The organism is Streptomyces sp. B93 (assembly GCF_018070565.1).
In the GTDB taxonomy this organism is placed as follows: Bacteria; Actinomycetota; Actinomycetes; order Streptomycetales; family Streptomycetaceae; genus Streptomyces.
Map to the genome: position 1 here is coordinate 1 of NZ_JAGPXL010000071.1, position 23,345 is coordinate 23,345.

Sequence of the window (23,345 nt, forward strand, 5' to 3'; positions counted from 1 at the left end):
GTCCGGGGTGGCGTCCGGCAACAGGAATTCCTTGACTGTCTCTTATAAACATCTGAAGCTGCCGACGAGCTAGAATGTGTAGATCTCGGTGGTCGCCGGATCATTAAAAACGACGGAGGCGCGGGCGGGGGGGGCGGGGGCGGGGGGGGCGCGGGGGGGGGCCCCGGGTGGGGGGGGCGGGGGCGGGGTGACTGCGGTCGGCTGCTCCGGGGGCAGGGGGGCCGAGATTTCCGCCGTGGGTGCGGCGGCAGCCGTCGGTTCCGGTGTCGCGTCCGGGTCCGACTCGTCCACCGAGATGCCGAAGTCCGTCGCCAGGCCACGGAGCCCGTTGGAGTAGCCCTCGCCCAGCGCCCGGAACTTCCAGCCCTCCCCCCGCCGGTACAGCTCGCCGCAGATCAGTGCCGTCTCCGCGCCCGTCTCCGGCGTGACGTCGAACGTCGCGAGGGGTTCCCCGTCCGCGTCGGCCGCGTCGTGGAGGAGGATGCGCAGGTTCTCCACCTGGTCGAAGGCGACACCGTCCGCCGAGGCGATGAGGAGGATGCGTCCGACGGTCGGCTCGACGCCGGAGAGGTCTGTCTGGATCGTGTCGGTCAGGTATTCGGTGACCCGCTTCTTCCCGAGCCGCCAGACCTTCCCGGAGGGGTGCCGGGGCTGGTTGTAGAAGACGAAGTCCTCGTCGGACCGCACACGGTCGTCGGGCCCCAGGAGCAGCGCGGAGGCGTCGACGTCCGGCACCCCCTGCCCGGGCGTCCAGCGCAGTACGGCGCGTACCGTCGTCGCTTCCAGCGGGACGTTCGACCCCTTCAGCATCGCGTGCGTCATGCGGTCATCCTGCCCTCTCGGTCCTGCTCACGACAACGCGGGGCGGAGCAGGGTGTGCTTGGCTGCGTTACCTGGAATTCATGCCCGGTGGGAACCTGTGACACGGTCCCTTACGTACTATTACCGGCCACCCATGGACAGTCCACAGGGTCACTCAGGCACCACAGGGAGTCATATGCGTCATTTCGGGCACATTGCCCCTGAGGTGCGGAACCGGCTGTTCTTCCGGGAGCCGTGCTCCTTCACCGCGGACTCCCCGGCCCGTCTGCTCGCCGCCGCCCTCGGGGCCACGCTCTACAGTCCGGCGACCCGGCCCCGGCTGGTCGACGACGTCCTGAAGCAGGGCGGGCGCGGTGTCGTGTCGATGGTGCTGTGCCTGGAGGACTCGATCAGCGACGAGGAGGTCCCCGACGCCGAGGACAACCTCGTGCGGCAGTTCACCGAGTTGGACGCCCGGGACGGGGCGGTCCTGCCCTTGCTGTTCGTTCGGGTGCGTGCGCCCGAGCAGATTCCCGATCTCGCGCGGCGGCTCGGGCCCGCGGTCCGTCTGCTGTCCGGGTTCGTCGTGCCCAAGTTCACCGAGGAGCGGGGCATCCCGTTCCTGGAGGCCCTTCAGACCGCCGAGGCCGAGACCGGGCGACGGCTGTTCGCGATGCCCGTGCTGGAGTCGCCCGAGCTGCTCTACCGGGAGTCGCGGGTGGAGACCCTGGAGGGCATCTACCGCGCGATCGACAAGTTCCGGGACCGAGTGCTGGCGCTGCGGCTGGGGGTGACCGATTTCTGCTCGTCCTACGGGTTGCGTCGGGCGCCTGACATGACGGCTTACGACGTGCAGATCGTCGCGTCGGTGATCTCGGATGTGGTGAACATGCTGGGGCGGGCCGACGGGACCGGGTTCACCGTGACCGGGCCCGTGTGGGAGTACTTCCGGGTGCAGGAACGTATGTTCAAGCCTCAGCTGCGGCGCAGCCCCTTCCTGGAGGGGAAGGTGGAGGAGTTGCGGGCCGAGCTGATCGAGCACGCCATGGACGGGCTGCTGAGGGAGATCGCCCTCGACCAGGCCAACGGGCTGCTGGGGAAGACCTGCATCCACCCCTCGCACGTGCTGCCCGTCCACGCCCTGTCCGTGGTCAGCCACGAGGAGTACAGCGACGCCCAGGACATCCTCCGGCCCGAGCGCGGCGGCGGGGGCGTGCTCCGGTCGGCGTACACGAACAAGATGAACGAAGTGAAACCGCATCGCGCCTGGGCCGAGCGGACCATGCTGCGCGCCGAGGTGTTCGGCGTGGCCCATGAGGACATCAGCTTCGTGGAACTGCTCGCCGCGGGCATACCCGGGTGAGCCATGACAAGGGACGGATGACGAACGCAGTGAACAACGGGGTCTGGTCCGGTGCCTGGGTCGCCGAGCGGCTCGGTGTCGAACTCGTGGGTGACACCCAGTTGCGGGACCTGCTGGGGCTGGCGCTCAGGCGCAATCCCAGGCGGGCCCATCTGCTGGTGTCCAACGTGCTCGGCAAGCACGTACCGCAGTCGCCCTCGGTGGTGTACGGCGCCGGGTTCGCCCTCGGGCGGCGGGTGCGGGAGCTGCTGGACGGGACCCGGGCCGCGGTGGTCGTCGGGTACGCGGAGACCGCCACCGGGCTCGGGCACTCCGTCGCCGACGGACTCGGTGACGTGCCGTACCTGCACTCCACGCGGCGGCCGGTGGCCGGGGTCGTACCGGCCGGGGGGTTCGAGGAGTCCCACTCGCACGCCACCTCCCACCTGCTGCTCCCGGAGGACACGACCCTGCTCGCGGCGGACGGGCCGCTGGTCCTCGTCGACGACGAGTTCTCCACCGGCAACACCGTCCTCAACACCCTCCGGGCGCTGCACGAGCGGTATCCGCGTGAGCGGTACGTGGTGGTCGCGCTGGTCGACATGCGGTCCGACGCGGACCGGGAGCGGCTGGCCGAGTTCGGGCGGGAGATCGGCGCCCGGGTGGAGCTGGTCGCCGCGGCGCGGGGCGGTGTACGGCTGCCTGACGGCGTACTGGTGAAGGGGCAGGCGCTCGTCGAGCGGTATGAGCGGGGTCCGACGGTCGTGAGCCCCGGGCGCGGGGTGGTGCGGAGGGTTGGCCTCCGGTGGCCCGGCGGGGTGCCCGACGGCGGGCGGCACGGGTTCACACCCCTGCATCGCAGACGGCTGGAGCACGCGCTGCCCGCCATGGGGGCGCGGCTCGCCGAGGCGCTTCCGGCCGATGCCCGGCGGGTGCTGGTGCTGGGCTGCGAGGAGCTGATGTACGCACCGCTGCGGCTGGCGCGTGAGCTGGAGCAACTCGTGGGCGCGGACGTACGGTTCTCGACCACCACCCGGTCGCCGGTCCTCGCCGTCGACGATCCCGGGTACGCCATCCGGAGCCGGGTGGTCTTCCCCGCGCACGACGACCCGGCCGACGGGCCCGGCGAGCGGTACGCCTACAACGTGGCGGGCGGGGACTTCGACGCCGTGGTGGCGGTCGTGGACTCGGCCGCCGACACGGACGCGCTGCACGCCCCCGGCGGGCTGCTGGACCAGCTCGCCGCCCACACCCCCCGTGTTCTGCTCGCCGTCGTGCCCTCGTACGTTCCCGCCGCGCCGCACGCCCCCGAAAGGCCCGCCATGCTGCCCGAGCCCCTCCGCGGACCCGCCTTCTCCTCGTACGCGCCCGACGAGGTCGGCTGGCTGCTCCAGGACCTGTCGGACGTCACCCTGGAGGCGCCGACGGAGGAGCGCGAGGAGGCCATCCAGAGCGGTGGCGCGCACTACGCCGAGTCGCTGCCGGTCGAGTACCAGCCGAGCGAGCGGTACCAGCGGCTCTTCCACGCCGCGCTCGACGCCTCGGCGGCCCGGCTCGCGCGGGCCGTGGGCGTGGTCACCGAGACCGTGCTCGCCGAGCGGTCACCGCGGCCCGTGCTGGTGTCGCTGGCCCGCGCGGGCACACCGGTCGGCGTGCTGATGCGCCGCTGGGCGCAGCACCGGCACGGACTCGAGCTGCCCCACTACGCCGTGTCGATCGTGCGCGGGCGCGGCATCGACGCCAACGCGCTGCGGTGGCTGGCCGGGCACCATGACCCCGCCGATGTCGTGTTCGTCGACGGATGGACCGGCAAGGGGGCCATCACCCGCGAACTCGCGCAGGCCGTGCGGGAGTTCGAGGAGAAGGAGGGGATCGGCGGGTTCGATCCGGAGATCGCCGTGCTCGCCGACCCGGGCGCGTGCGTACGGACGTACGGCACCCGCGACGACTTCCTGATCCCGTCCGCCTGCCTCAACTCCACCGTGTCCGGGCTGATATCGCGGACCGTGCTGCGGGCCGACCTGGTGGGGCCCGACGACTTCCACGGCGCCAAGTTCTACCGAGAACTCGCCGGGGCCGATGTGTCCGTCGACTTCCTCGACGCCGTCTCCGCCCGCTTCGGAGAGGTGGAGGACGCGGTCGACTCGGCCGTCAAGGAACTGCTGGCCGCCGACCGCACCCCCACCTGGGAGGGGTGGGCGGCCGTGGAGCGGATCAGCGAGGAGTACGGCATCCACGACGTGAACCTCGTCAAGCCGGGCGTCGGCGAGACCACCCGGGTGCTGCTGCGCCGGGTGCCGTGGAAGATCCTGGCGCGGACGGGCGCGGGCGCCGACCTCGACCACGTCCGGCTGCTCGCGGAGCAGCGGGGGGTGGTCGTGGAGGAGGTCGCGGAACTGCCGTACACCTGCGTCGGACTGATCCACCCCCAGTACACGCGGGGCGCCACCGGCGCCGACGGCAAGGCGGTGACCCCGTGATGCCGGTGCTGGTGGCGAGCGACCTCGACCGTACGCTCATCTACTCCTCGGCCGCCCTCGCGCTGACGATGCCGGACGCGCGGGCGCCCCGGCTGCTCTGCGTCGAGGTGCACGAGAGCAAGCCGCTGTCGTACCTGACGGAGACGGCGGCGGGGCTGCTGACCGAGCTGGGGGACGCGGCGGTGTTCGTGCCGACGACGACCCGGACCCGTAAGCAGTACGAGCGGATCAACCTGCCCGGTCCGGCGCCCCGGTACGCGATCTGCGCCAACGGCGGCCACCTGCTCGTCGACGGGGTCTCCGACGGCGACTGGCACCGGCAGGTCAGCGCCCGGCTCGCCGACGAGTGCGCGCCGCTCGCCGAGGTGCGGGAGCATCTGTACGCGACGGCGGACCCGGCGTGGGTGCGCAAGCACCGCGTGGCGGAGGACCTCTTCGTCTATCTGGTCGTCGAGCGGGAGCTGCTGCCCGGGGACTGGGTGAAGGAGCTGGCGGTGTGGGCGGAGAACCGCGGCTGGACGGTCTCCCTCCAGGGCCGCAAGCTGTACGCCGTGCCCAAGCCGCTGACCAAGAGCGCCGCCATGCGCGAGGTCGCCCGCCGCACCGGCGCCGGGCTGACCCTCGCCGCCGGTGACTCCCTCCTCGACGCCGACCTGCTGCTCGCCGCCGACCGGGGCTGGCGGCCGGGCCACGGCGAGCTGGCCGACGCGGGGTGGGGCGCGCCGACGATCAGGGCGTTGCCGGAGCGGGGGGTGCTGGCGGGGGAGCGGGTGCTGCGGGAACTCCTGCGGGTGGCGCGCAGCGGCGCACTGGACTGACGGAGGGCCGCCTGGGCGGCGCACCGGACTGAGGGAGGGCTGCCAGGGGCGGGGGCTCAGCCGCCGCCGGAGCGCGGGCGGGCGCCGCGGCCGGGTGTGGGCTGGGCCGCGGCCGGGATGCGGGCGGGCGCCGCGGCCGGGTGTGGGCTGGGTCTTGGCCGGGTGGGGGCCCGGCCTTCGCCGGGGGCGAGGGCTCAGCCGCAGCAGCCTCCGCCGCAGCAGCCGCCCCCGCCTCCGCCTCCGCCCCCGCCGCTCGGGCGCGGGGCGGGTCCCGGGCCGGTGGCGGTGCCGCCGACCGCCACCGTCGACAGCAGCTTGACGGTGTCGTCGTGACCGGCGGGGCAGGCGGCCGGGGCGGACGACTCCGCCATCGGACGGCTCAGTTCGAAGGTGTCGCCGCAGGTACGGCAGCGGTACTCGTAGCGAGGCATGGGCACAGGTTAACCGGCGTCAGTGCCCCGTCGTAGCGCCCCGCTCCTCACGGATGCGGCCGACGACGCCCGCCACCGTCTGCCGTACCGCCTCCGTCTCGGTGAGGAAGTGCCAGTAGTCGGGGTGACGGCCCTCCAGGGAGGCGATCGCCCGTTCCAGCCGGGCCACGGAGTCGTCGAGCGGGCGCGCGTGCCGCGGGTCGGGGGTGTTGCGTCCGGCCATGGCGAGCCGCTGGGCGTCACGGATGGCGAACCGGGTGCGGTCGATCTCCTGCTGGGGGTCCTTCTGCACGGCGTTCAGCCGCCGCAGCCGGTCACCGGCGGCGGACACCGCCTCGTCGGTGCTGTTCAGCAGCGCCCGCGCGGTGGACAGCAGGGCGGTGGCGTCCGGCCAGCGCTGCGCCTCCCGGGCGGCCCGCGCCTCGGCGAGCTTGCGCTCCGCCTGCCGTACGGTCTCGGCGGCCTGCTCCGGGACGTGCTGGAGGTCCTGCCAGCAGGCGATCGTGAACCTGCGCCGCAGCTCGCTCAGGACCGGCTCCACTTGTCCGGCACGGGTGGTGAGCGCCTCGGCGCGGGTGCGCAGCGACACCAGCCGGTGGTCGATCTCGGCGGCCCGTTCCGGCAGCCGCTCGGCCTCCGCGCGGATCGCCTCCGCCTCCCGGGCCACCCGCTCGGCCCGCTCCAGGGTCCCCGCGACGCCGTGCTGTCCGGCGCCCTGGTTGAGCCTGGTCAGCTCCGGGCCGAGGGCGGCGAGGCGGGCGGCGAGATCGTCCGCGGTGAGCCCCGCCGCGCGGACCGCGTCGAGGGCGTTGGACGCGGCGAGCAGGGCCTGCCGGGCGCGTTCGACGGCCGGGGCGAGCCGGGCGAGCTGGGTCTCGGCCTTGCCGAGCAGCGGGCCGAGGCCGTCCGCGAACCGGTCCAGCTCCTTCTTGACCCGCTCCAGCTCCTCCTTGGCCTTGGTCAGCTCGGTGCGGGCGCGGGCGGCGGCGGAGGCCTCCAGGTCGTCGCGGTCGAGGTCGTGGGAGTCGACGGCCTGGATGTAGCGGTGGCTGGCCTCGTCGATCCGCTGGCCGATCGCCGCGAAGTCGCCGGTGGCGCGGCGGGCGGCCGGGGAGTCGTCGACGGCGGTGATCGTCTCGATGGAGATCCGCAGGTCGCGCTGGGCGGTGTCGAGTTCGTAGAACGCGGCGGCGGCGGCGTCCTTCGCGGCCTGCGCCTCGGCCCGCTGGTTCTCCGCCCGGCCGCCGAACCAGCGGCGGGTGCCACCCCCGGTGAACGCGGCGGGCAGGGCCAGCGCGGCGACCAGCGGCAGCAGGGCGAGGGCGGTGAGGTCCCGGAGCGGGCCCCCGGAGGTCCGGCGGCGGCGCACGCGCGGCCCCGACGGCGAGTTCGGCTGCGCTGGTGTCGCCGTCACATCCCTCTCCCGTGCTGTGATTCGCCCTGCCCGGTCACATTCTCCCACCGGTTAGGGACGAACACACGGGCCGGTCAGTTCGCGGTTCGGACCGTGACTTTTCCGTCGCCCGTGCGCGCGTTCACCACATGGGCGCTGGACTCGTCGCGGGGCACGGACACGTCCACCGCGCCGTCGCCGGTCCGGGTGGTCACGCGGTAGGTGGCGTCGGGCAGCGAGATGGTGACGGAACCGTCCCCGGTGCGGGAGTCCACCAGGTCCGGTACGGCGCCCAGGGTGAGGTTCACCGAGCCGTCGCCGGTGCGGGCGCGCACCTCGCGCGAGGTGACGTCGGCACGGACCGAGCCGTCGCCGGTGCGCAGGGTCAGCGGCCCGGTGGAGTCGGTGACATGGACCGACCCGTCGCCCGTACGGATCTCCAGCGGGTCCTCGAAGCCCCGGGCCCGCACGCTGCCGTCGCCGTCCCGGACCTTGACGGTGATCCCGCGCGGGACCTCGATCCGGTGCTTGGCGGCGCAGTCCGCGACCATGCCCGAGCAGCGCATCCGCAGCTCCAGCCGGTCACCGCTCATGGACCAGGTCACCTTCGGGTCCGAGCCGATCACCACCGACCCCTGGAACCAGCGGGTCACCTTCACCTTCCCCGCCGGGTACGCGTCCGCGGCGACGATCTCCAGCGCGGAGTCGTCGGAGTCGACGGTCAGGGTGTCGCCCTCGACGGCGAAGGTGCGCCGCTCGGGGTCCTTGTCGTCGCCCGCGGAGGCGCCGCAGGCGGTCGCGCCCGCGAACAGGACGGCCACGGCCCCGGCGACGGTGGCGGTACGGGCCGTACGAGAGCTGGGCATGTGAGGTTCCCCCTGGTCACCTGGGACGGACGGTCCGTCGGACGGTTCGGTGCGACCCTTCGACCGTAGGCAAGCGGCGCCTCGCGGGGGATCCGGGCCGCTCCCGGATACGGGGTGGGGATAACCCCCGGATCCCCCTGATGCCGGGCGCCGGAACGGGTTTGCGGGACAGCGCCCCCGGCAAGGTAGGCTGTCGACTCGTCCCGGGTGCGTAGCTCAGGGGTAGAGCGCCTGCCTTACAAGCAGGATGTCGGCGGTTCGAAACCGTCCGCGCCCACACAGGTCAGAGGCCCTCCGCGTGATCCGCGGGGGGCCTCTTGCGTGCGCGGGTGCTCACTCCGCTTCCGCGGGCGGGGGCTCGTGGGCGTGTTTCAGGCGGGAGCGGGCCGTGACGCGGTCCGGGCCGGTCAGCTGGGACCAGTAGCGGTGGGTGCTGACGAAGACGGCGAGTTCGTGTTCGCGGCGGCGCAGCTTCTCCACCTCGGCCTGTTCGTCGGCCGTCCAGCCGGGGGAGGCGGGGCGCTCGACCTTGCGCCAGCCGTTGTCGTCGCTGAAGCCGTCCTCGGGCTCCACCGACCAGGGCAGCCGCTTCAGCAGGGCCGACAGCTCGGCCCGGACCTGATGCAGCTCCTCCTGGCCGGCGAGGAGGTCGCTGGGGAAGTCATAGGGCGTAGCCACGGTCCAATGCTACGCCTGTTCGATTTAGGGGCGCGAGTTTTCCCCGGAGTGTCAGACCCCCGTCCTAGGGTGGTGGGTGTGACGGGTAGCGGCGGAGGGGTGGACGGTGTCGTGCGGCTGGAGCCGTGGGGGGAGGGGGACGTGTGGTTGTTGCGTCGGCTCAACAGTGCGGAGATGACCGCGCACTTGGGCGGTCCGGAGAGCGAGGAGCAGCTGCTCGCGCGGCATCGGCGGTATGTGGAGCCGGGGGACGGGCGGATGTACCGGGTCGTGCTGGCCGACGACGAGCGGACCGTGGGGTCGGTCGGTTACTGGGAGCGGGAGTGGCGGGGCGGCACGGTGTGGGAGGCGGGGTGGGGGGTGCTGCCCGAGTTCCAGGGGCGCGGGCTGGCCGCCGCGGCCGCCCGCGCCGTCATCGAGGCGGCCCGGGCGGCGGGCGGGCACCGGTATCTGCACGCCTACCCGAAGGTGACGCACGCGGCGTCGAACACCGTCTGCCGCCGGGCCGGGTTCACCCTGCTCGGCGAGGTCGGCTTCGAGTACCCGAAGGGCAACCCCATCCGGTGCAACGACTGGCGGTACGACCTGGCGGCGGACGGCTCCTAACCGGCGGTGCTGCCCAGCTCCCGGACCACCCGGGACGCCGTCGGTACGGCGATGCCGTGGCGGTCGGCCGCGCGCAGCAACGCCCCGCCGATCGCGTCCAGTTCCAGCGGGCGGCCCGCCTCGGCGTCGCGCTGCATGGAGGACTTGGTGCCGGGCGGGAAGGCGTCGTAGCGGGCCAGCGCGCCGTCCGGGTCGGCCGGGCCGCCGCAGGCGCGGCTCACCTCGGCGGCCTCCCTGACCAGCGCGGTCAGCTCCTCGCGGTGCCGGTCGCGGATCTCGCCCAGCGGGACGCCGTAGCGGGTGGTGAGCAGGGCGATGGGCGCCAGCAAGGACATCTTCGCCCAGAGCGCCGCGACCTCGTCGTCGAGGACCCGGGTGGTGATCCCGGCCTCCGTCAGGGCCACCGCCAGGGCGTCCAGGCGGGCGCGCGGGACCGGGTCACCGGCCAGGTCGATCTGGGCGAACGGGCTGCCGTGCTCGATCTCCCCGGGGGCGACGCGGGTCGACTCGACGCGGATGGCGGAGGGGGCCACCTGGTCGGGGCGGTAGTGGGCGCGCAGCAGGCCGGGGTGCTCGACACCGTTGAGGAACGGTACGAGGAGGGTGTCGCCGATGGCCTGAGCCGGGATGCGGGGCAGGGCCGCGTCGAGGCTGGTCGCCTTGACGGCGATCAGGCAGGCGTCGACGGGTTCCCGCAGCTCGGTGTCGGCCTCCACGGCGACCGTGAAGTCGCCGAACTGCCCGCTGCGGACGCGCAGTCCACGGGTGCGCAGGGCCTCGGCCGTGGCGTCCGTGGCCAGGCAGATCACCCGGTGCCCGGCCCGGGACAGCAGCGCGGCGAGCAGTCCGCCCACGCCACCGGGGCCGAGGACCGCGACGGTCGGCTTGTCGGGGTTCGGGGCCTTGGGGGTGTCCTGTGCCATGTCGAGTGGCTCCTCTCGTCGGTCGGCCCCGGAAGCGGTGGCCGCCAGCAGTGATCATGACAGGTCGACCGGATCGCCGGGAGGCCCGTGCCGCAACCATCCTGAAGGGTGAGACTGGGACCATGTGCCGCAGCATCAAGACGCTCCGCCCGCCCGCGCTGCCCGAGGAGGCGACCGAGGAGGACATCCGCGCCGCCGCGCTCCAGTACGTGCGCAAGGTGTCCGGCTTCCGGGCCCCCGCCGCGCACAACCAGGAGGTGTTCGACCGGGCCGTCGACGCCGTCGCCGAGGCCACCGCCGACCTGCTCGCCGGGCTGGAGATCAGAGGGGCGGCCGCCCGCAGGGCCGGGTGACCGTCCGGCAGCCCGCTCCGGCGTGGGCCCCCTCGCTCACGCCGGGCGGCGGCGCACCAGGTACGTCGCCGCGGCGCCCGCGCCGAGCAGGGCCAGCAGCGAGACCACCGTGGCCAGCCAGGGCGCGCCCAGCCAGTGGGTGCCGAGGTAGCCGAGGGCGACGCTGTAGGTCGCCCAGGACAGCCCGGCCAGCGCTGACCAGGGGAGGAACTCCCGGACCCGGCGGTGAGCCGCCCCGGCACCGAGGGAGACGACCGAGCGTCCGGCGGGCGCGAAGCGGGCCAGGACGACCAGGGCGCCGCCGCCCTTGGCCAGGGCCGAGCCAAGACGTTCCTGCGCGCCGCGCAGCCGACGGGAGCGGGACAGCGCCCGGTCCAGCCGCGGACCCCCGCGCCAGGCCAGCCGGAACGCCACCAGATCACCCAGCACGGAAGCGGTGGCGGCGCACAGCGTCAGCACCAGGATGTCGGGGACGTAGTGCGCGGCCGTCTGGGCGGCCGCCGCCGTCGCGGCCATGATGACCAGCACCCCGCTGGGCAGTACCGGCACGAACACGTCGAGGAGCACCGAAGCGGCCACCACGGCGTAGATCCAGGGGCTCCCGGTCAGTGACCCCATACTCTCCAGCACCGCGACTCCCCATTGCTCCCCCGTGCGGGCCGGACGCCGTGCCGCGGATACGGGGCGGCAGGACGGGCCCATGACAGCCATACAGCGTACGCCCGGGGTGTGACAGCGGGGTCACGGGGGGCTCGTGTGTTCACTGGGGGTGTTCACCCGGCTGCCCGCTGCCGACGGGCGGAGCGTCCCCCGCTCCCGTACGAACGGAAGGAGCGCCGCCGCTCAGCGGAGCCGCTCCCCTTCGTTCGAACGTGAGGAAAGTGCACATCATGGTGGCAGCTGTATGCGCCGGTGCCGTCGCCGCGGCCGTGTTCGCGGCCGGGTCCGGCAGCGATGCCGGGGGTTACTCGATGCGGACGGACGCGCGCTTCGCGCCCTCCCCCTCCCACGCCGCCTCCGCGGCGATCACCTACGACCAGACACTCGTCCCGAACGGTTCGTGGATCGAGGTCGGACAGCACATCGACCCCGGCGGCGCCACGACCGTACGGCTGCGGGTCACGGGGATGCGGCCGGGGCACCGGTACGGCGTCCATGTGCACCAGAAGCCGTGCGGCGCCGACCCGGCCGCGGCGGGCGGGCACTACCAGCACCGGCCGTCCACCGACCCCGCCGACGTCAACCCCCGCAACGAGGTGTGGCTGGACTTCCAGGCCGACCGCCACGGCGCCGGGCAGGCCGTAGCCCGGCACGACTGGGGCTTCCGGCACGCCGCCGCCTCCTCCGTGATCATCCACGACGAGCAGGGCGGCGCCGGGGAGCGGGTGGGCTGCTTCACGGTGCCGTTCGGCTGGGTCGCCCCGCCCGGGTGAGGCTCACGGGGCCAGCTCGGTCTCCGTCACGGTCCGCAGGGCGGGCGGCGCGCCCCGGCCCGCCCGCGCCGCCCGCTCCAGCCGCAGCCGCGCCGAACGCCCGCGCAGCGTCAGCGTCATGAGCTGGTTGCCGAACCACGGGCCACCGGTCCGCCGCCAGTCGACCGACGGCTCGGGGACCCGCCCGTGCCCGGCGGCCAGCCGCCCCAGCGCCCGCGCCACCCCGCTCCAGCCGAACCGGAAGCCGAGGCGGATCGAGAGCGGCACGGAGTTGTGCACGGGCGAGCAGGTGAGCTGCGCCACCCGCGCCTCGGGCACGGCCGGAGCGTTCGACGGCCAACTGGGCTCGGCGACATAGGCATGGTGGACGTCACCCGACAGCACACTCACCGTCGCGGGCGCCCCCGCACCACTGCCCACCTCCGCGATCAGCGCCGCCAGCGCGTCGAACGACGCCGGGAACGCCGCCCAGTGCTCCAGGTCCGCCGCCCGCCGCAGCCGCTCCCCGAACCGCGCCCAGCGCGGCCCCTTCTCGCCCCGGCACAACGCCGCGTCCCACCCCTCCACGTCATGCACGAGATGCGGCAGCAGCCACGGCAGCGAGGTGCCGATCAGCAGATGGTCGTACGACCCCGGCGCGTCCAGCGCCTGCTCCCGCAGCCACCGCGCCTCACCCGGGTCGAGCATCGAGCGGGCGTCCTCGTCGAGCACCCGGGCCGCGCGGGTGTCGACCATCAGCAGCCGTACGCGGCCGAAGTCACGCCGGTAGCTCCAGCGGACGGCGGCCGGGTCGGCGTCGGCGCGCGCGGCATGGGCACGCAGCACATCGGTCCCGTCGGGAGCCGCGCACACGGCCGCGTAGACGGGGTCGGCGGCCAGCTCGCCGGGGGTGAGGTTGCCGAGGTGCTGATGCACCCAGTACGACATCAGACCGCTCAGCAGCCGCTCCCGCCACCAGGGCGTGGCCCGCATGTCGGCGAGCCAGGAGGCGGAGGTGTTCCAGTCGTCGATGACGTCGTGATCGTCGAAGATCATGCAGCTGGGCACGGTGGAGAGCAGCCAGCGGATCTCCGGATCGAGCCAGGACTCGTAGTAGAGGCGGGTGTACTCCTCGTAGTCCGCCACTTGCTCACCCGGCGGTTCACGCAGGTCACGGCGGGCGGAGAGCCACCGCTTGGTCGCGTCGGACACCTCGTCGGCGTAGACCTGGTCCCCGAGCAGCAGCAGCACGTCGGGCCGCTCGGCGTCGGGATCGGCGGCGATGCGGGCGGCCAGGGAGTCCAGGGCGTCGGGACCCACGGCGTCGTGCTCGTCGGCGGGCGGCGCGGCCCAGCGGCACGACCCGAAGGCGACCCGCACCGCCCCGCCGTCGCCCGGGGTGCGGATCTCGGAGGGCGGGAAGGGCGACCCGGGCGGCGGCCACACACGGCTGCCGTCCAGGAACACCTCGTACGGCGTCGAGGTGCCCGGGGTGAGGCCGGTCACCGGGACGAGGGCGTAGTGGTGCCCGGCGATCTGGAAGGTGCGGGCCGTGCCGTGGGCGCCGTCGGGGCAGCGCACCTCGGCGGCGCAGGGGCGGCTCGCCTCGATCCAGACGGTCGCCGTCGCGCTGTCGGTGTGTCTGAGCAGTGGCCCCAGCCGCAGGTTCGCCACGTGATCGCCCGCCCTCCGTGTCGATCGGGTCCGCCTCCGCCGACCCGTACGGTACGGAACGACGGAGGCGGATGGGCCGGTTCCCGGGATCAGCGGATCAGCAGCTGGCGAGGTAGTTCGTCAGCGCGGACTTCTCGGCCGAGTCGACGGACAGGCCGTAGTAGTACTTCACCTGCACCCAGGCGCGGACGTAGGTGCAGCGGTAGGCGGTGCGCGACGGCATCCAGGTGGCCGGGTCCTGGTCGCCCTTGGCCTGGTTGACGTTGTCGGTGACCGCGATGAGCTGCGGGCGGGTCAGGTCGTTGGCGAAGGCCTGGCGCCGCGAGGTGGTCCAGGAACCGGCGCCGGAGTCCCAGGCCTCGGCGAGCGGGACGAGGTGGTCGATGTCGACGTCGGAGGCGGCGGTCCAGGTGGCGCCGTCGTAGGGGGAGTACCAGCTGCCGCTGACGGAGGCGCAGGCGGAGTCGGTGACGACGTTGGAGCCGTCCCGCTTGAGGACGGTCTCGCGGGTGTTGCAGGTGCCGCTGATGGTGATCCAGTGCGGGAAGAGGTCGCGGCTGTAGCCGGTGCGGTTCTCGGTGGCCACGGTGAGGCTGGCGAGGTAGGAGCGGGCGGTGGCGGCGCTCACGGGCGTGGGGAGGGCGGCGGAGGCGGCCGGGCCGTTGAAGAGCCCGGCGAAGGCTATGAAGCCGGTGAGAGCGGCGAGTATGCTGAGCCGTCGACGCGCGTAGAACTTCGGCATGCGAACTCCCTTGGGGAATGGGGGTCTTGGCGACGAGCGGGGAAATGCTCGCGGCGCCGCGTTGCGTACAGGTGTGCGTGCGGTAAGAAGCTAATGACGTGTGCATGACACGACAAGGTTCACGTTCGAACTTTCGCTCGTCCGCCCGTCGCGTACCATGAAGGACGTTGAAGGGGAGTAGCTCTTCGCCGGACCGTCGACATACTGCTCAGCCCAGCTGGGCCGGCGCCCGGAGCCAGGTCGCGTGGACCCGGCCAGCGAGACCTTCGGCAGACAGTGCACGCCCGTGCCGCCCAGGTGGCGCGGGTGCCCCGTGTGCTGTCCCTGCCGAGGTGTGTCGCGTCCGAAGGGCTGGAGCACTCTCGGTGGGGGCGGCCCCGACCGATTGAGGAACCCTTGATCAGCCTGACCGTGATGGCGCTCACCTTCGGCGTCGTCTTCCTCGCCGAACTGCCGGACAAGACCGCCCTCGCCGGGCTCGTCCTCGGCACCCGGTACCGCGCCTCGTACGTCTTCGCGGGCGTCGCCGCGGCCTTCGCCGTACACGTCACGCTCGCGGTGGCGGCGGGCAGCGTCCTGACACTGCTGCCCCGGCAGCTCGTCCACGCCCTCACCGGCGTGCTCTTCCTCGGCGGCGCCGCGATGCTCCTGATGAAGCACGACGACGGCGAGGAGGAGATCCGCAAGCCGCGGGACCAGTCCTTCTGGAAGGTCTCCGGGGCGGGCTTCATGCTCATCCTGGTCGCGGAGTTCGGCGACCTGACGCAGATCATGACGGCCAACCTCGCGGCCCGCTACGACAGCCCGCTCTCCGTCGGCCTGGGCGCGGTCCTCGCCCTGTGGACGGTGGCCGGACTGGGCATCGTCGGCGGAAAGGCCCTGATGAAGCGCGTACCCCTGAAGCTGATCACCAAGATCGCCGCACTTCTGATGCTCGCCCTGGGGCTGTGGAGTCTGTGGGAGGCGATCACTGGGTAAGCCCGGGTGGGCCGGGGCGGTCCCTCACCTGTCCGCCCGCACTGAACGGAAGATGAAAAATCGGCGACGACGGTGGCGGGATGCCGGATTTGTTTTGTACCGTAGAGAAACAAAGTGGCTCCCGCCCGTTTTCCCTGACCGGCGGGCGGGGCCGCCTTGTTCCCCGAGGGGCCGCATCCGGCCCGCGACCCGCGCTTTGGAGCTGCTGCCCATGACGGCCACCACCGTGCTCACCGCCCGCGCCCTCCTGCTCGACATGGACGGCACCCTCGTGAACTCCGACGCCGTCGTGGAGCGCGTCTGGCGGCGCTGGGCCGAGCGGCACGGGCTGGACGGCGACGAGGTGATGAAGGTCGTCCACGGCCGCCAGGGCTACGCCTCGATGGCGATGCTGCTGCCCAACCGCCCCATGGAACAGAACCTCGCCGACAACGCCCGCATGCTCGCCGAGGAGACCGCCGACATGGACGGCGTCGTAGCCGTCCCCGGCGCCCCCGAGTTCCTCGCCGCCCTGCACGGCCTCCCGCACGCCCTCGTCACCTCGGCCGACGTCGCCCTGTCCACCGCCCGCATGGCCGCCGCCGGCCTCCCCCTGCCCGACATCCGCGTCACCGCCGAGTCGGTCGGCGCCAGCAAGCCCGACCCCGAGGGCTTCCTCAAGGGCGCCGCCGAACTGGGCACGGCCCCCGCCGACTGCATCGTCTTCGAGGACTCCGGCGCGGGCATCTCCGCCGGCCGCGCGGCAGGCATGCGCGTCATCGGCGTAGGCCCACGCGCCGGCTTCCACCGCCCCGACATCACGGTCCGCGACCTGACCCGCATCCGCGTGGAAGACGCCGGGAACGGCGTCATAAACCTGCACGTAACGAACACGACCGGCCCCCGCTGAGGCACGCGGGACCGGGCCGCTGGGCTGAGTGGCCTGTTCGGCTCACGTGGGACAAGGCCAGGCCGCCCCTCCCGTGAGCCAAACAGGCCACCCACCCCCTGAACCGCTTCCGCCCCGCCCCGCCACCCACCGGCCCGCAAGCCGCTGAGGCCCGGAAAGGCGGGGGCCGAAGGCGCTGGTCCCTTGGGTCGGCTGTGGGGTGGGCCGGAAGTGAGGGGCGCGCCCGCGCCTCGCCTGCACGCCGGGTCGGCGGGCGGCCCCACGCCCCTTCACGCCCCCCACGCCCCCGCGCAATCACGGCTCCGCCGTCTCCGCCTCCAGTCGCGCCCGCGTTCCCGCGTCGTACACGCCGTGTTCGTCGGTGTCGATGCCGCGGGTCCACTGGTAGGCGCTGACGGCGTCCTCCAGGTGGCGGCTGTAGTAGCCGTTGGCGTCGCCGTTGAAGAGCCACAACTGGCGGAGCCGCTGCTGGAGTTCGGTCACCTCGGGCCCCCGGTCACCGCGCCGCAGGACGGGGCCCGCGGAGGCGGTCGGGGTGTCCTCCTCGCGTGGGCCGACGGTGGCGGTGGCGGCGGCTGTCGTCGGGGGCCGGGTCGTCGCGGGCGCCTCGGTCGTCGGGGAACTGGACGCCGACGGTGACGCGCTCGTCGGTGAAGCCGAGGCCGAGGCGCTGTCGCTGGCCGACGGGCTCGGTGCGGTGGAGGTCGGCGCGGTCGAGGCGGGGGCGCCGGTGGCGGGCTGGGCGGAGGAGGACTCGGCGCCCGGTTCCGCCTCCGGTACGGCCTCCCGCACGTCCTGCGGCATGGCGTCGTCCCTGCTCGGGGTGTCGTAGGAGAACACCCCGTTGGCCAACCCGGCCGCCGCCACCACGGCGACGACCGCGGCCGCCGCACCGAGCAGCACCGTACGGCGTCGACGGGGACCCCGTCCGGCGGCGCCGTCCGACGGGTCGGGCGCGGAGGGCGACGGCACAGGACCGTGTCCGGTCGCCCCCTGACGCCCCCCAGCTTCGAACATCCGCAGGTCCCCGGCGCTCGGCTCGGCCGAGGACGGCGCGAGCGGGGTGGGCCGCGGGGAGGCGGTGTCGGCCTCCGCGGCGGGCTCGGGCGTGGCCTCGTGCCCGGACGGCGTCACGGCGTGCAGGACCATCGTCGTCTCGGCGGCGTTCGAGGCGTTCGAGGCGTTCGAGGCCTCCGAGGGCAGCGGCGTCGCCCCCGGCTCGGCTTCCCCCTCACTCCCCGCCTCACTCTCCCCCTTGCTCTCACCCTCACTCGCCCCGTCATCCGCCCCCGACGACGCCCCGCCCCCGGCGTCCAGATCCACATACGGCCGTATCCGCAGCGGATTGAAGTCCTCCGCCGCGGCCTGTTCCGCCGTACGGGCGTCACGCAGTGCGTCCGATGCCCGTCGGCCGCATGCGCACGACGGGGTGCGGTCCGTCCCCCGGTGTGCCCCGCACTGCGGGCACGGCTGCCCCTTCGGCTCGGCCATGTGTCCGTTCCTCCCCTTGCGAACTCCAGAGATTATGCAGACCGTGCGCACACTTCCTGCGCGCAATCCCCCCACCGGAGCCCAGCCGGCCCGCGGAAGAAGCTCTTCCAAAAGGACTCGACAGGCCATAAGCGGACACAGCCGCCACGATGGAAGTTGTCACAAGAGCCCCGGGAGGTCTTCATGGCGGGGGACGCGCGCGATATGACGCACGGTATGGCGAGGAAGGCGGGTGAGGACCGGCCACCCGGAAGCACCGGCGACGGCCACGTGCCCGGCAACGTCCTCGTCTCGCTCGGCGCCCTGCTGCTGGGCCTGCTGCTCGCCGCCCTCGACCAGACCATCGTCGCCACCGCGTTGCCGACCATCGTCAGCGAACTGGGCGGCCTCGACCACCTCTCCTGGGTGGTGACGGCGTATCTGCTGGCGTCGACCGCCGCGACCCCGCTGTGGGGCAAACTCGGCGACCAGTACGGGCGCAAGCGGCTGTTCCAGATCGCCATCGTGATCTTCCTGGTGGGCAGCGCGCTGTGCGGGGCGGCGCAGGACATGCCGATGCTCATCGCGTTCCGGGCGTTGCAGGGGCTGGGCGGCGGCGGGCTGATCGTGCTGTCGATGGCGATCGTGGGGGACCTGGTCCCCCCACGCGACCGGGGCCGCTACCAGGGGCTGTTCGGCGCGGTGTTCGGGGCCACCAGTGTGCTCGGGCCGCTGCTCGGCGGGCTGTTCACGGAGCATCTCAGCTGGCGCTGGGTGTTCTACATCAACCTGCCGCTGGGTGTCGTCGCGCTCGCCGTCATCGCGACCGTGCTGCACCTGCCGCCCAAGAAGACCCGGCACACCATCGACTACCTCGGCACCTTCCTCATCGCCTCCGTCGCCACCTGCCTGGTCCTCGCGGCCTCCCTCGGCGGCGTCACCTGGGGCTGGGGGTCGCCGCAGATCGTCGGTCTGCTGGTGCTGTCAGTGGCGCTCGCGGTGGCGTTCGTGCGCGCCGAACGCCGGGCCGCCGAGCCCGTACTGCCGCTGAAGCTGTTCCGCATCCGCACCTTCACGCTCTCCGCCGTCATCAGCCTCATCGTCGGCTTCGCGATGTTCGGCGCGATGACGTATCTGCCGACGTTCCTCCAGGTCGTCCAGGGTGTGTCGCCGACCATGTCGGGTGTGCACATGCTGCCGATGGTGTTCGGGCTGCTGCTGGCGTCCACCGGCTCCGGGCAGATCGTCAGCCGCACCGGCCGCTGGAAGGTCTTCCCGATCGCGGGCACCGGCATCACCGCGCTCGGTCTGCTCCTCCTGCACCGGATGGACGTGGACAGCTCCACCGCCGAGATGAGCGCCTACTTCTTCGTCTTCGGCCTCGGTCTGGGTCTGGTCATGCAGGTGCTGGTGCTCATCGTGCAGAACGCCGTGTCGTACGAGGACCTCGGCGTCGCCACCTCCGGCGCGACGTTCTTCCGGTCCATCGGGGCGTCGTTCGGCGTCGCCGTGTTCGGCACCGTCTTCGCGGGCCGCCTGGGCGACCTGCTGACCGACGCGTTCCGCGGCACCCCGCTCCCGCCCGGCGTCTCGGTCGGCTCCCTGGAGTCCGACCCGCGCGGCATCGGGGCCCTGCCGCCGCCCCTGCGCCCGCCCGCGCTCGACGCGTACGCCACCGCCATCACCGACGTCTTCCTGTACGCCGCCCCCGTCGCGCTCCTCGGGTTCGTGCTGGCGTGGTTCCTGAAGGAGGACCGGCTGCGCGGCTCGGTCACGGCGCCCGACGTCAGCGAGACGCTCGCCAGCAACCCGGTGGAGCGGTCGTCGTACGACGAGGTGTGCCGGGCGCTGTCGGTGCTCGGCACCCGGGAGGGCCGCCGGGAGATCTATGTGCGCATCACGGAACGGGCGGGTTACGACCTGCTGCCCGCGGCGAGCTGGATGCTGCTGCGGATCAAGAAGTACGGCTCGGTGGAGCCGGGTGTGCTGGCCGAGCACAGCCCGGTCCCGCTGTCGGTGATCCTGGAGGCCGCCCGGCAGCTCGAGGAGCGTCGCCTGGCCGTCCGGGAGGGCCTCGACCTGCGGCTGTCCGACACCGGGCGGGCGGTGGCCGAGCGGCTGGCGGGGGCGCGGGAGGAGTCGCTGGCGGAGCTGCTGGGCGACTGGTGGGGTCCGGACCGGCCCACCGACCTGGTCCAGCTGGTCAGGGAGCTGAACGAGGAGCTGTGCGGGTCGGTCCGGGAGCAGCCGCACGAGCCCCGACCAGTGACCGGCTTTCGCTGACCGGCTCACACCGAAGGGCTCACGCTCGCCAGGTCCTTGCCGAACCAGTGCTCGGCGTACGGCTCGTCGTTGTGCGGGGCGGTCTCGCGGTAGCCGAGGCGGGCGTACAGGCCGCGGGCCTCCACCAGGTCGCCGCGGGTGTCCAGCACCATCCGGGTCGCGCCGAGCGCGCGGGCCGCGTCCTCGGCGGCGGTCACGAGCAGGGCGGCGCCGCCCCGGCCCCGCATGTCCTCGTACACGAACACCCGTTTCAGCTCGGCCGTCGACGCGTCCAGCAGCCGTACGCCCGCCATCCCGGCCGGGGCGCCGCCGTACCGCGCCACCAGCAACCGTCCGGAGGGCGGGGCGAGGTGGTCGCCGGGGTCGGCGGCGATCTCCCGCTCCAGCTCGGCGGGGTCGGTGCGGCGCCCCTCGTGCAGCAGGTACCAGCGGTCGCTGACCTCCGTGTAGTACGCCCGCCAGAGGGCGGCGGCGACGGGTGAGCCCACTGGCTCGGGGGCGATGGTCCAGCCCGGGGTCCGGTCGGTCGTGTCCATGCCGCTCATTGTGATGTCCGTTCCCCGGCCTCTACGAACTGTTTGAGCGCCGCCGCCGAGGCAACCCGGCATGCGAACCGGCCATGCGGGTCGGTTGGGTCGAGAACCCGGAAGGCATTCATGTCCACTGGTTGGATCATTGCTCTGATCGTGATCGTGGCGGCCGTCGTGATCGTCGCGGCGGCCGTGACGGGTCTGCGTGCCCGTGGCGGCGGGCGGACCGGCGGCGCGGCACTCCGGCGGCGCTTCGGACCCGAGTACGACCGTGCCGTGGCTCGGCACGACGGGGACGCCAAGGCGGCCGAGCGGGAACTCGCCGGACGCCTGGAGCGCCACGGTGACCTGCGCGAACAGCCGTTGGAGCCCGAGCGGCGCCAGCAGTTCGAGGCGCGCTGGGCGGCCGCGCAGGAGCGGTTCGTCGACTCGCCGCGGGACGCGGTGACCGAGGCGGACCGGCTGCTCGCCGAGGTGGCCGGGGCGCGTGGCTTCCCGGACGGCGGGCAGTACGAGGAACAGCTCGCGGCGCTGTCCGTGCACCACGCGCGCCATGTGAACGGCTACCGCCGTGTGCACCGCATCGCCCACACGCCGCTGGGCGGCACCCATGAGGAACGCGCCGCCGAGGCGCGGGAGGGCGGCGCCGCCACCGAGGAGATGCGCGAGGCGATGGTGGAGGCCCGGGCCCTGTTCGAGGACCTGATGGCCCCCACCCGGCAGGACCGCCACACCACCCGCACCACCGACCGGTCCGCCGGGCGGGACACCGGCGACCGGCGTGCCCCGGCCCACGCGGGCGGCCGGGCCCATCTGCCGTGGGCCTTCGGCAGGCGGCACGAGAGTCATCCGAAGGGGAGTTGAGGACATGTCCGACGCGACACGGCCGACCGGCGCGTTCGACGAGAACCCCGACCGGGGGACTCAGCGCCGTGAGGACATCACCGGCCACGGCACCACGGCGGGGCCCGTCGGGGCGACCGGCGGGTCGAGGGAGACGCACGCGGCCCAGGCGGCGCCCGTCACGCCCGTCACGCCCGCCACACACGGGACGCACGAGGCGCAGGCGCCGGGCCACGGCGTGTCCGACGCCTCCAGGGCGTCCAAGACGTCCAAGACCACCATGGCCTCCGAGGCCCGCACGGCCTCCCACCCGGCCCCCCTCCTCCCCCACGAGGAGACCGACCAGTTGGCGTCGCGGATGCGGCACGCGGTCTCCGGGTTCGTCGACGGGCCGAGGTCAGCCGTCGAGGAGGCGGACCAGACGCTGGAGGAGATCGCCGCCCGCTTCAGCGACGCCGTCACCCAACGACGCCGCACCCTGCGGATGTCCTGGCAGGAGACCGACGAGGGGCGCACCACCACCGCCGACACCGAGCAACTCCGGCTGGCGCTGCGGGACTACCGCGAGCTGGCCGACCGGCTTCTGCACCAGTAACCGCAAGACCGCGTCACCCCGGCCCGGCGTCACCCGTCGCCCGGCCCTCCCGCCAGCGCCGTACCACGTCCTCGACGTCGTACGGTCTGCGTCCCAGCGGAGGGCCGGGCGGCGGCATGAGCAGCATGTCGCGGATCCTGACGTTGATGTCCGTGACGATCTGCCGGGCGAGCCGCTCCGAGGGGGCCCGCAGCGCCGCCTCCAGCGCCTCCTCGGCCTCCTTGCGCAGCTGGAGCGCGGGCGGCAGGACGGACACGCCCTCGCGGGCCAGCTTCTGCTTGATCCACCAGTTCTCGTCGTACGACGTCCCGGCGGGGTCCGGCAGCGGCTTGCCCGCACCCGGCAGCCGGTCGAAGTCGCCACGGGACTGGGCGTCCTGGATCTGCTTGTCGACCCAGGACTCGAACGGCACACCCGGTGGCTTTCGCTCGGTCATGGACCCATTGTGCCGGACGTGACCGGGCCGGGCGTTTTATCATTCGGCGGCGGTACCGCCCGACCGGGCCGCCGCACAAGGACGTTCGACGACCTCCGCACCGCGGGACGACGTGCCGGCGGCGGGACACCTCACAGGGAGCGCACGTGCTCGAACTCACCATGGCCACCGTCTCCGGGGCGGACGAGGGTGCCACGGCCGGGATGCTGATGGCCGACGCGCCCAGCGAGCCCGGGGCCGTGCTGCGGGTGGGCAGGGACCGCGGCGTGTGCCGTCTGGCGACGCCGCAGGACTGGCTGTTCGTCTCCCGCGTCCACCTGGAGTTCGTGTGCGGTGCGGACGGCGGCTGGCAGGTGACCTGGCTGCGCGGCTCGCAGCCCGATCCGTCGTCCGAGGTGCGGCTGACGGTCGGGGAGTACGCGCAGCCGCTCGGCTACGGCGCCACGGTGCCGCTGCCCCGGGGCGGCAACGGCGAGCTGGTCATCCAGGACCGCACCGGCCCGCACACGGTCAACGTCGGCTTCTACCACGAGGTCTGACGTACCGTCAGCCCTCGACCCGGACCCGGCCCCTCGACCCGGACCCGGCCCTCGGCCCCCGGCGCTCGGCCCCGCCCCCGGCCCCGGCCCCCCGGCGCTCGGCCCCGGCCGCCGCGCCCCCCGGGGTGCCGGGGGCCGCCGGGGTGGCGGGGGACGCCGGGATGCCGGGGGACGCCGGGATGCCGGGGGACGCCGGGATGCCGGGGGACGCCGGGATGCCGGGGGACGCCGGGGTCGTCCGCTCCGGTGAACCGGTGCTCCGC

24 protein-coding genes, 1 tRNA gene and 1 pseudogene are annotated in these 23,345 nt (G+C 73.5%); 13 read left to right on the forward strand and 13 right to left on the reverse strand.

The genetic code is table 11. The annotated features are described in order from the left end of the window. Positions 1 to 69 precede the first annotated feature (69 nt). A complete protein-coding gene (locus tag KBY47_RS34240; RefSeq protein ID WP_247695670.1) occupies positions 70 to 822 on the reverse strand; it encodes a TerD family protein in 753 nt (250 codons plus the stop codon). 175 nt (positions 823 to 997) lie between these two features. Between KBY47_RS34240 and KBY47_RS34245 the strand changes: the two genes are divergently transcribed. Genes KBY47_RS34245 through KBY47_RS34255 form a run of 3 tightly spaced genes read left to right on the forward strand, consistent with a single transcriptional unit; the run spans position 998 to position 5,441 of the window. Beyond that, positions 998 to 2,164, forward strand: coding sequence for an HpcH/HpaI aldolase/citrate lyase family protein (locus KBY47_RS34245; RefSeq protein WP_210928194.1), 1,167 nt, complete (start codon positions 998 to 1,000; stop codon positions 2,162 to 2,164). A 17-nt stretch (positions 2,165 to 2,181) separates the two neighbouring features. Next, entirely contained in the window at positions 2,182 to 4,623 is a 2,442-nt protein-coding gene (locus KBY47_RS34250) for a phosphoribosyltransferase (protein WP_210928197.1), read from the forward strand. Further along, a complete protein-coding gene (locus KBY47_RS34255) occupies positions 4,623 to 5,441 on the forward strand; it encodes an HAD family hydrolase (RefSeq protein ID WP_210928200.1) in 819 nt (272 codons plus the stop codon). Before KBY47_RS34250 ends, KBY47_RS34255 begins: the two co-directional genes overlap by 1 nt. Before the next feature lie 194 nt (positions 5,442 to 5,635). Here the strand turns inward: KBY47_RS34255 and KBY47_RS34260 are convergent, their stop codons facing one another. The 3 genes from KBY47_RS34260 to KBY47_RS34270 all read right to left on the reverse strand — a co-directional run bounded on the left by KBY47_RS34260 (position 5,636) and on the right by KBY47_RS34270 (position 8,131). Next, entirely contained in the window at positions 5,636 to 5,872 is a 237-nt protein-coding gene (locus KBY47_RS34260) for a zinc ribbon domain-containing protein (RefSeq protein ID WP_210928202.1), read from the reverse strand. A gap of 19 nt (positions 5,873 to 5,891) precedes the next feature. After that, complete coding sequence (locus tag KBY47_RS34265; RefSeq protein WP_210928204.1) at positions 5,892 to 7,286, reverse strand: hypothetical protein; 1,395 nt, start codon at positions 7,284 to 7,286, stop codon at positions 5,892 to 5,894. Positions 7,287 to 7,360: 74 nt separating this feature from the next. After that, positions 7,361 to 8,131 carry a DUF4097 family beta strand repeat-containing protein gene (locus KBY47_RS34270; RefSeq protein ID WP_210928206.1) on the reverse strand — a complete coding sequence of 257 codons (771 nt, stop codon included), beginning with the start codon at positions 8,129 to 8,131 and terminating at the stop codon, positions 7,361 to 7,363. Positions 8,132 to 8,336: 205 nt separating this feature from the next. On the opposite strand from KBY47_RS34270, the gene KBY47_RS34275 reads away from it, so the two are divergent. Further along, positions 8,337 to 8,408, forward strand: a tRNA-Val gene (locus KBY47_RS34275). Positions 8,409 to 8,464: 56 nt separating this feature from the next. Here the strand turns inward: KBY47_RS34275 and KBY47_RS34280 are convergent. Continuing rightward, a complete protein-coding gene (locus KBY47_RS34280; protein ID WP_210928209.1) occupies positions 8,465 to 8,809 on the reverse strand; it encodes a hypothetical protein in 345 nt (114 codons plus the stop codon). A 6-nt stretch (positions 8,810 to 8,815) separates the two neighbouring features. On the opposite strand from KBY47_RS34280, the gene KBY47_RS34285 reads away from it, so the two are divergent. Beyond that, positions 8,816 to 9,415: a GNAT family N-acetyltransferase gene (locus tag KBY47_RS34285; RefSeq protein WP_210928210.1), complete on the forward strand. Its 600-nt coding sequence runs from the start codon at positions 8,816 to 8,818 to the stop codon at positions 9,413 to 9,415. On the opposite strand, the gene KBY47_RS34290 is transcribed toward KBY47_RS34285, so the two are convergent. Continuing rightward, the gene (locus tag KBY47_RS34290) at positions 9,412 to 10,338 is read right to left on the reverse strand and encodes a ketopantoate reductase family protein (RefSeq protein WP_210928212.1); all 927 of its coding nucleotides are present in this window, start codon (positions 10,336 to 10,338) and stop codon (positions 9,412 to 9,414) included. The genes KBY47_RS34285 and KBY47_RS34290 overlap by 4 nt on opposite strands. Positions 10,339 to 10,460: 122 nt before the next feature. Between KBY47_RS34290 and KBY47_RS34295 the strand changes: the two genes are divergently transcribed. Further along, positions 10,461 to 10,691: a DUF2277 domain-containing protein gene (locus tag KBY47_RS34295; RefSeq protein ID WP_210928214.1), complete on the forward strand. Its 231-nt coding sequence runs from the start codon at positions 10,461 to 10,463 to the stop codon at positions 10,689 to 10,691. A 36-nt stretch (positions 10,692 to 10,727) separates the two neighbouring features. Here the strand turns inward: KBY47_RS34295 and KBY47_RS34300 are convergent, their stop codons facing one another. Beyond that, a complete protein-coding gene (locus tag KBY47_RS34300) occupies positions 10,728 to 11,309 on the reverse strand; it encodes a DedA family protein (protein WP_210928240.1) in 582 nt (193 codons plus the stop codon). 272 nt (positions 11,310 to 11,581) lie between these two features. Here KBY47_RS34300 and KBY47_RS34305 point away from each other — a divergent pair, with 272 nt between their 5' ends. Further along, positions 11,582 to 12,124 carry a superoxide dismutase family protein gene (locus tag KBY47_RS34305; RefSeq protein ID WP_210928216.1) on the forward strand — a complete coding sequence of 181 codons (543 nt, stop codon included), beginning with the start codon at positions 11,582 to 11,584 and terminating at the stop codon, positions 12,122 to 12,124. Between the two features lie 3 nt (positions 12,125 to 12,127). On the opposite strand, the gene KBY47_RS34310 is transcribed toward KBY47_RS34305, so the two are convergent. Both KBY47_RS34310 and KBY47_RS34315 read right to left on the reverse strand, forming a co-directional pair. Continuing rightward, complete coding sequence (locus KBY47_RS34310) at positions 12,128 to 13,777, reverse strand: alkaline phosphatase D family protein (RefSeq protein ID WP_210928218.1); 1,650 nt, start codon at positions 13,775 to 13,777, stop codon at positions 12,128 to 12,130. Positions 13,778 to 13,874: 97 nt separating this feature from the next. Then, positions 13,875 to 14,519, reverse strand: coding sequence for an HNH endonuclease family protein (locus KBY47_RS34315; protein WP_210928220.1), 645 nt, complete (start codon positions 14,517 to 14,519; stop codon positions 13,875 to 13,877). Positions 14,520 to 14,915: 396 nt separating this feature from the next. On the opposite strand from KBY47_RS34315, the gene KBY47_RS34320 reads away from it, so the two are divergent. Continuing rightward, the gene (locus KBY47_RS34320; protein WP_210928222.1) at positions 14,916 to 15,497 is read left to right on the forward strand and encodes a TMEM165/GDT1 family protein; all 582 of its coding nucleotides are present in this window, start codon (positions 14,916 to 14,918) and stop codon (positions 15,495 to 15,497) included. A gap of 211 nt (positions 15,498 to 15,708) precedes the next feature. Next, on the forward strand, positions 15,709 to 16,386 hold the full coding sequence (locus KBY47_RS34325) for an HAD family hydrolase (RefSeq protein WP_210928224.1): 678 nt from the start codon (positions 15,709 to 15,711) through the stop codon (positions 16,384 to 16,386). Positions 16,387 to 16,680: 294 nt separating this feature from the next. Here KBY47_RS34325 and KBY47_RS34330 read toward each other — a convergent pair whose 3' ends face one another. Continuing rightward, entirely contained in the window at positions 16,681 to 17,877 is a 1,197-nt protein-coding gene (locus KBY47_RS34330; RefSeq protein ID WP_210928226.1) for a peptidoglycan-binding domain-containing protein, read from the reverse strand. Positions 17,878 to 18,093: 216 nt separating this feature from the next. On the opposite strand from KBY47_RS34330, the gene KBY47_RS34335 reads away from it, so the two are divergent. Then, positions 18,094 to 20,139 (forward strand): MFS transporter, encoded by a 2,046-nt coding sequence (locus KBY47_RS34335; RefSeq protein WP_247695671.1) that lies wholly within the window; start codon positions 18,094 to 18,096, stop codon positions 20,137 to 20,139. A 5-nt stretch (positions 20,140 to 20,144) separates the two neighbouring features. Here KBY47_RS34335 and KBY47_RS34340 read toward each other — a convergent pair whose 3' ends face one another. Next, the gene (locus KBY47_RS34340) at positions 20,145 to 20,675 is read right to left on the reverse strand and encodes a GNAT family N-acetyltransferase (RefSeq protein WP_210928229.1); all 531 of its coding nucleotides are present in this window, start codon (positions 20,673 to 20,675) and stop codon (positions 20,145 to 20,147) included. Between the two features lie 120 nt (positions 20,676 to 20,795). Between KBY47_RS34340 and KBY47_RS34345 the strand changes: the two genes are divergently transcribed. Further along, the gene (locus tag KBY47_RS34345) at positions 20,796 to 21,533 is read left to right on the forward strand and encodes a hypothetical protein (protein WP_210928231.1); all 738 of its coding nucleotides are present in this window, start codon (positions 20,796 to 20,798) and stop codon (positions 21,531 to 21,533) included. A 4-nt stretch (positions 21,534 to 21,537) separates the two neighbouring features. Then, positions 21,538 to 22,107, forward strand: coding sequence for a hypothetical protein (locus tag KBY47_RS34350; RefSeq protein WP_210928234.1), 570 nt, complete (start codon positions 21,538 to 21,540; stop codon positions 22,105 to 22,107). 13 nt (positions 22,108 to 22,120) lie between these two features. On the opposite strand, the gene KBY47_RS34355 is transcribed toward KBY47_RS34350, so the two are convergent. Then, positions 22,121 to 22,543 (reverse strand): DUF1992 domain-containing protein, encoded by a 423-nt coding sequence (locus tag KBY47_RS34355; protein WP_210928235.1) that lies wholly within the window; start codon positions 22,541 to 22,543, stop codon positions 22,121 to 22,123. 146 nt (positions 22,544 to 22,689) lie between these two features. On the opposite strand from KBY47_RS34355, the gene KBY47_RS34360 reads away from it, so the two are divergent. Beyond that, positions 22,690 to 23,082, forward strand: a complete 393-nt coding sequence (locus KBY47_RS34360; RefSeq protein ID WP_210928237.1) for an FHA domain-containing protein — start codon at positions 22,690 to 22,692, stop codon at positions 23,080 to 23,082. A gap of 7 nt (positions 23,083 to 23,089) precedes the next feature. On the opposite strand, the pseudogene KBY47_RS34365 reads toward KBY47_RS34360, so the two are convergent. Then, positions 23,090 to 23,345: pseudogene (locus KBY47_RS34365) on the reverse strand (hypothetical protein); the annotation flags it as partial.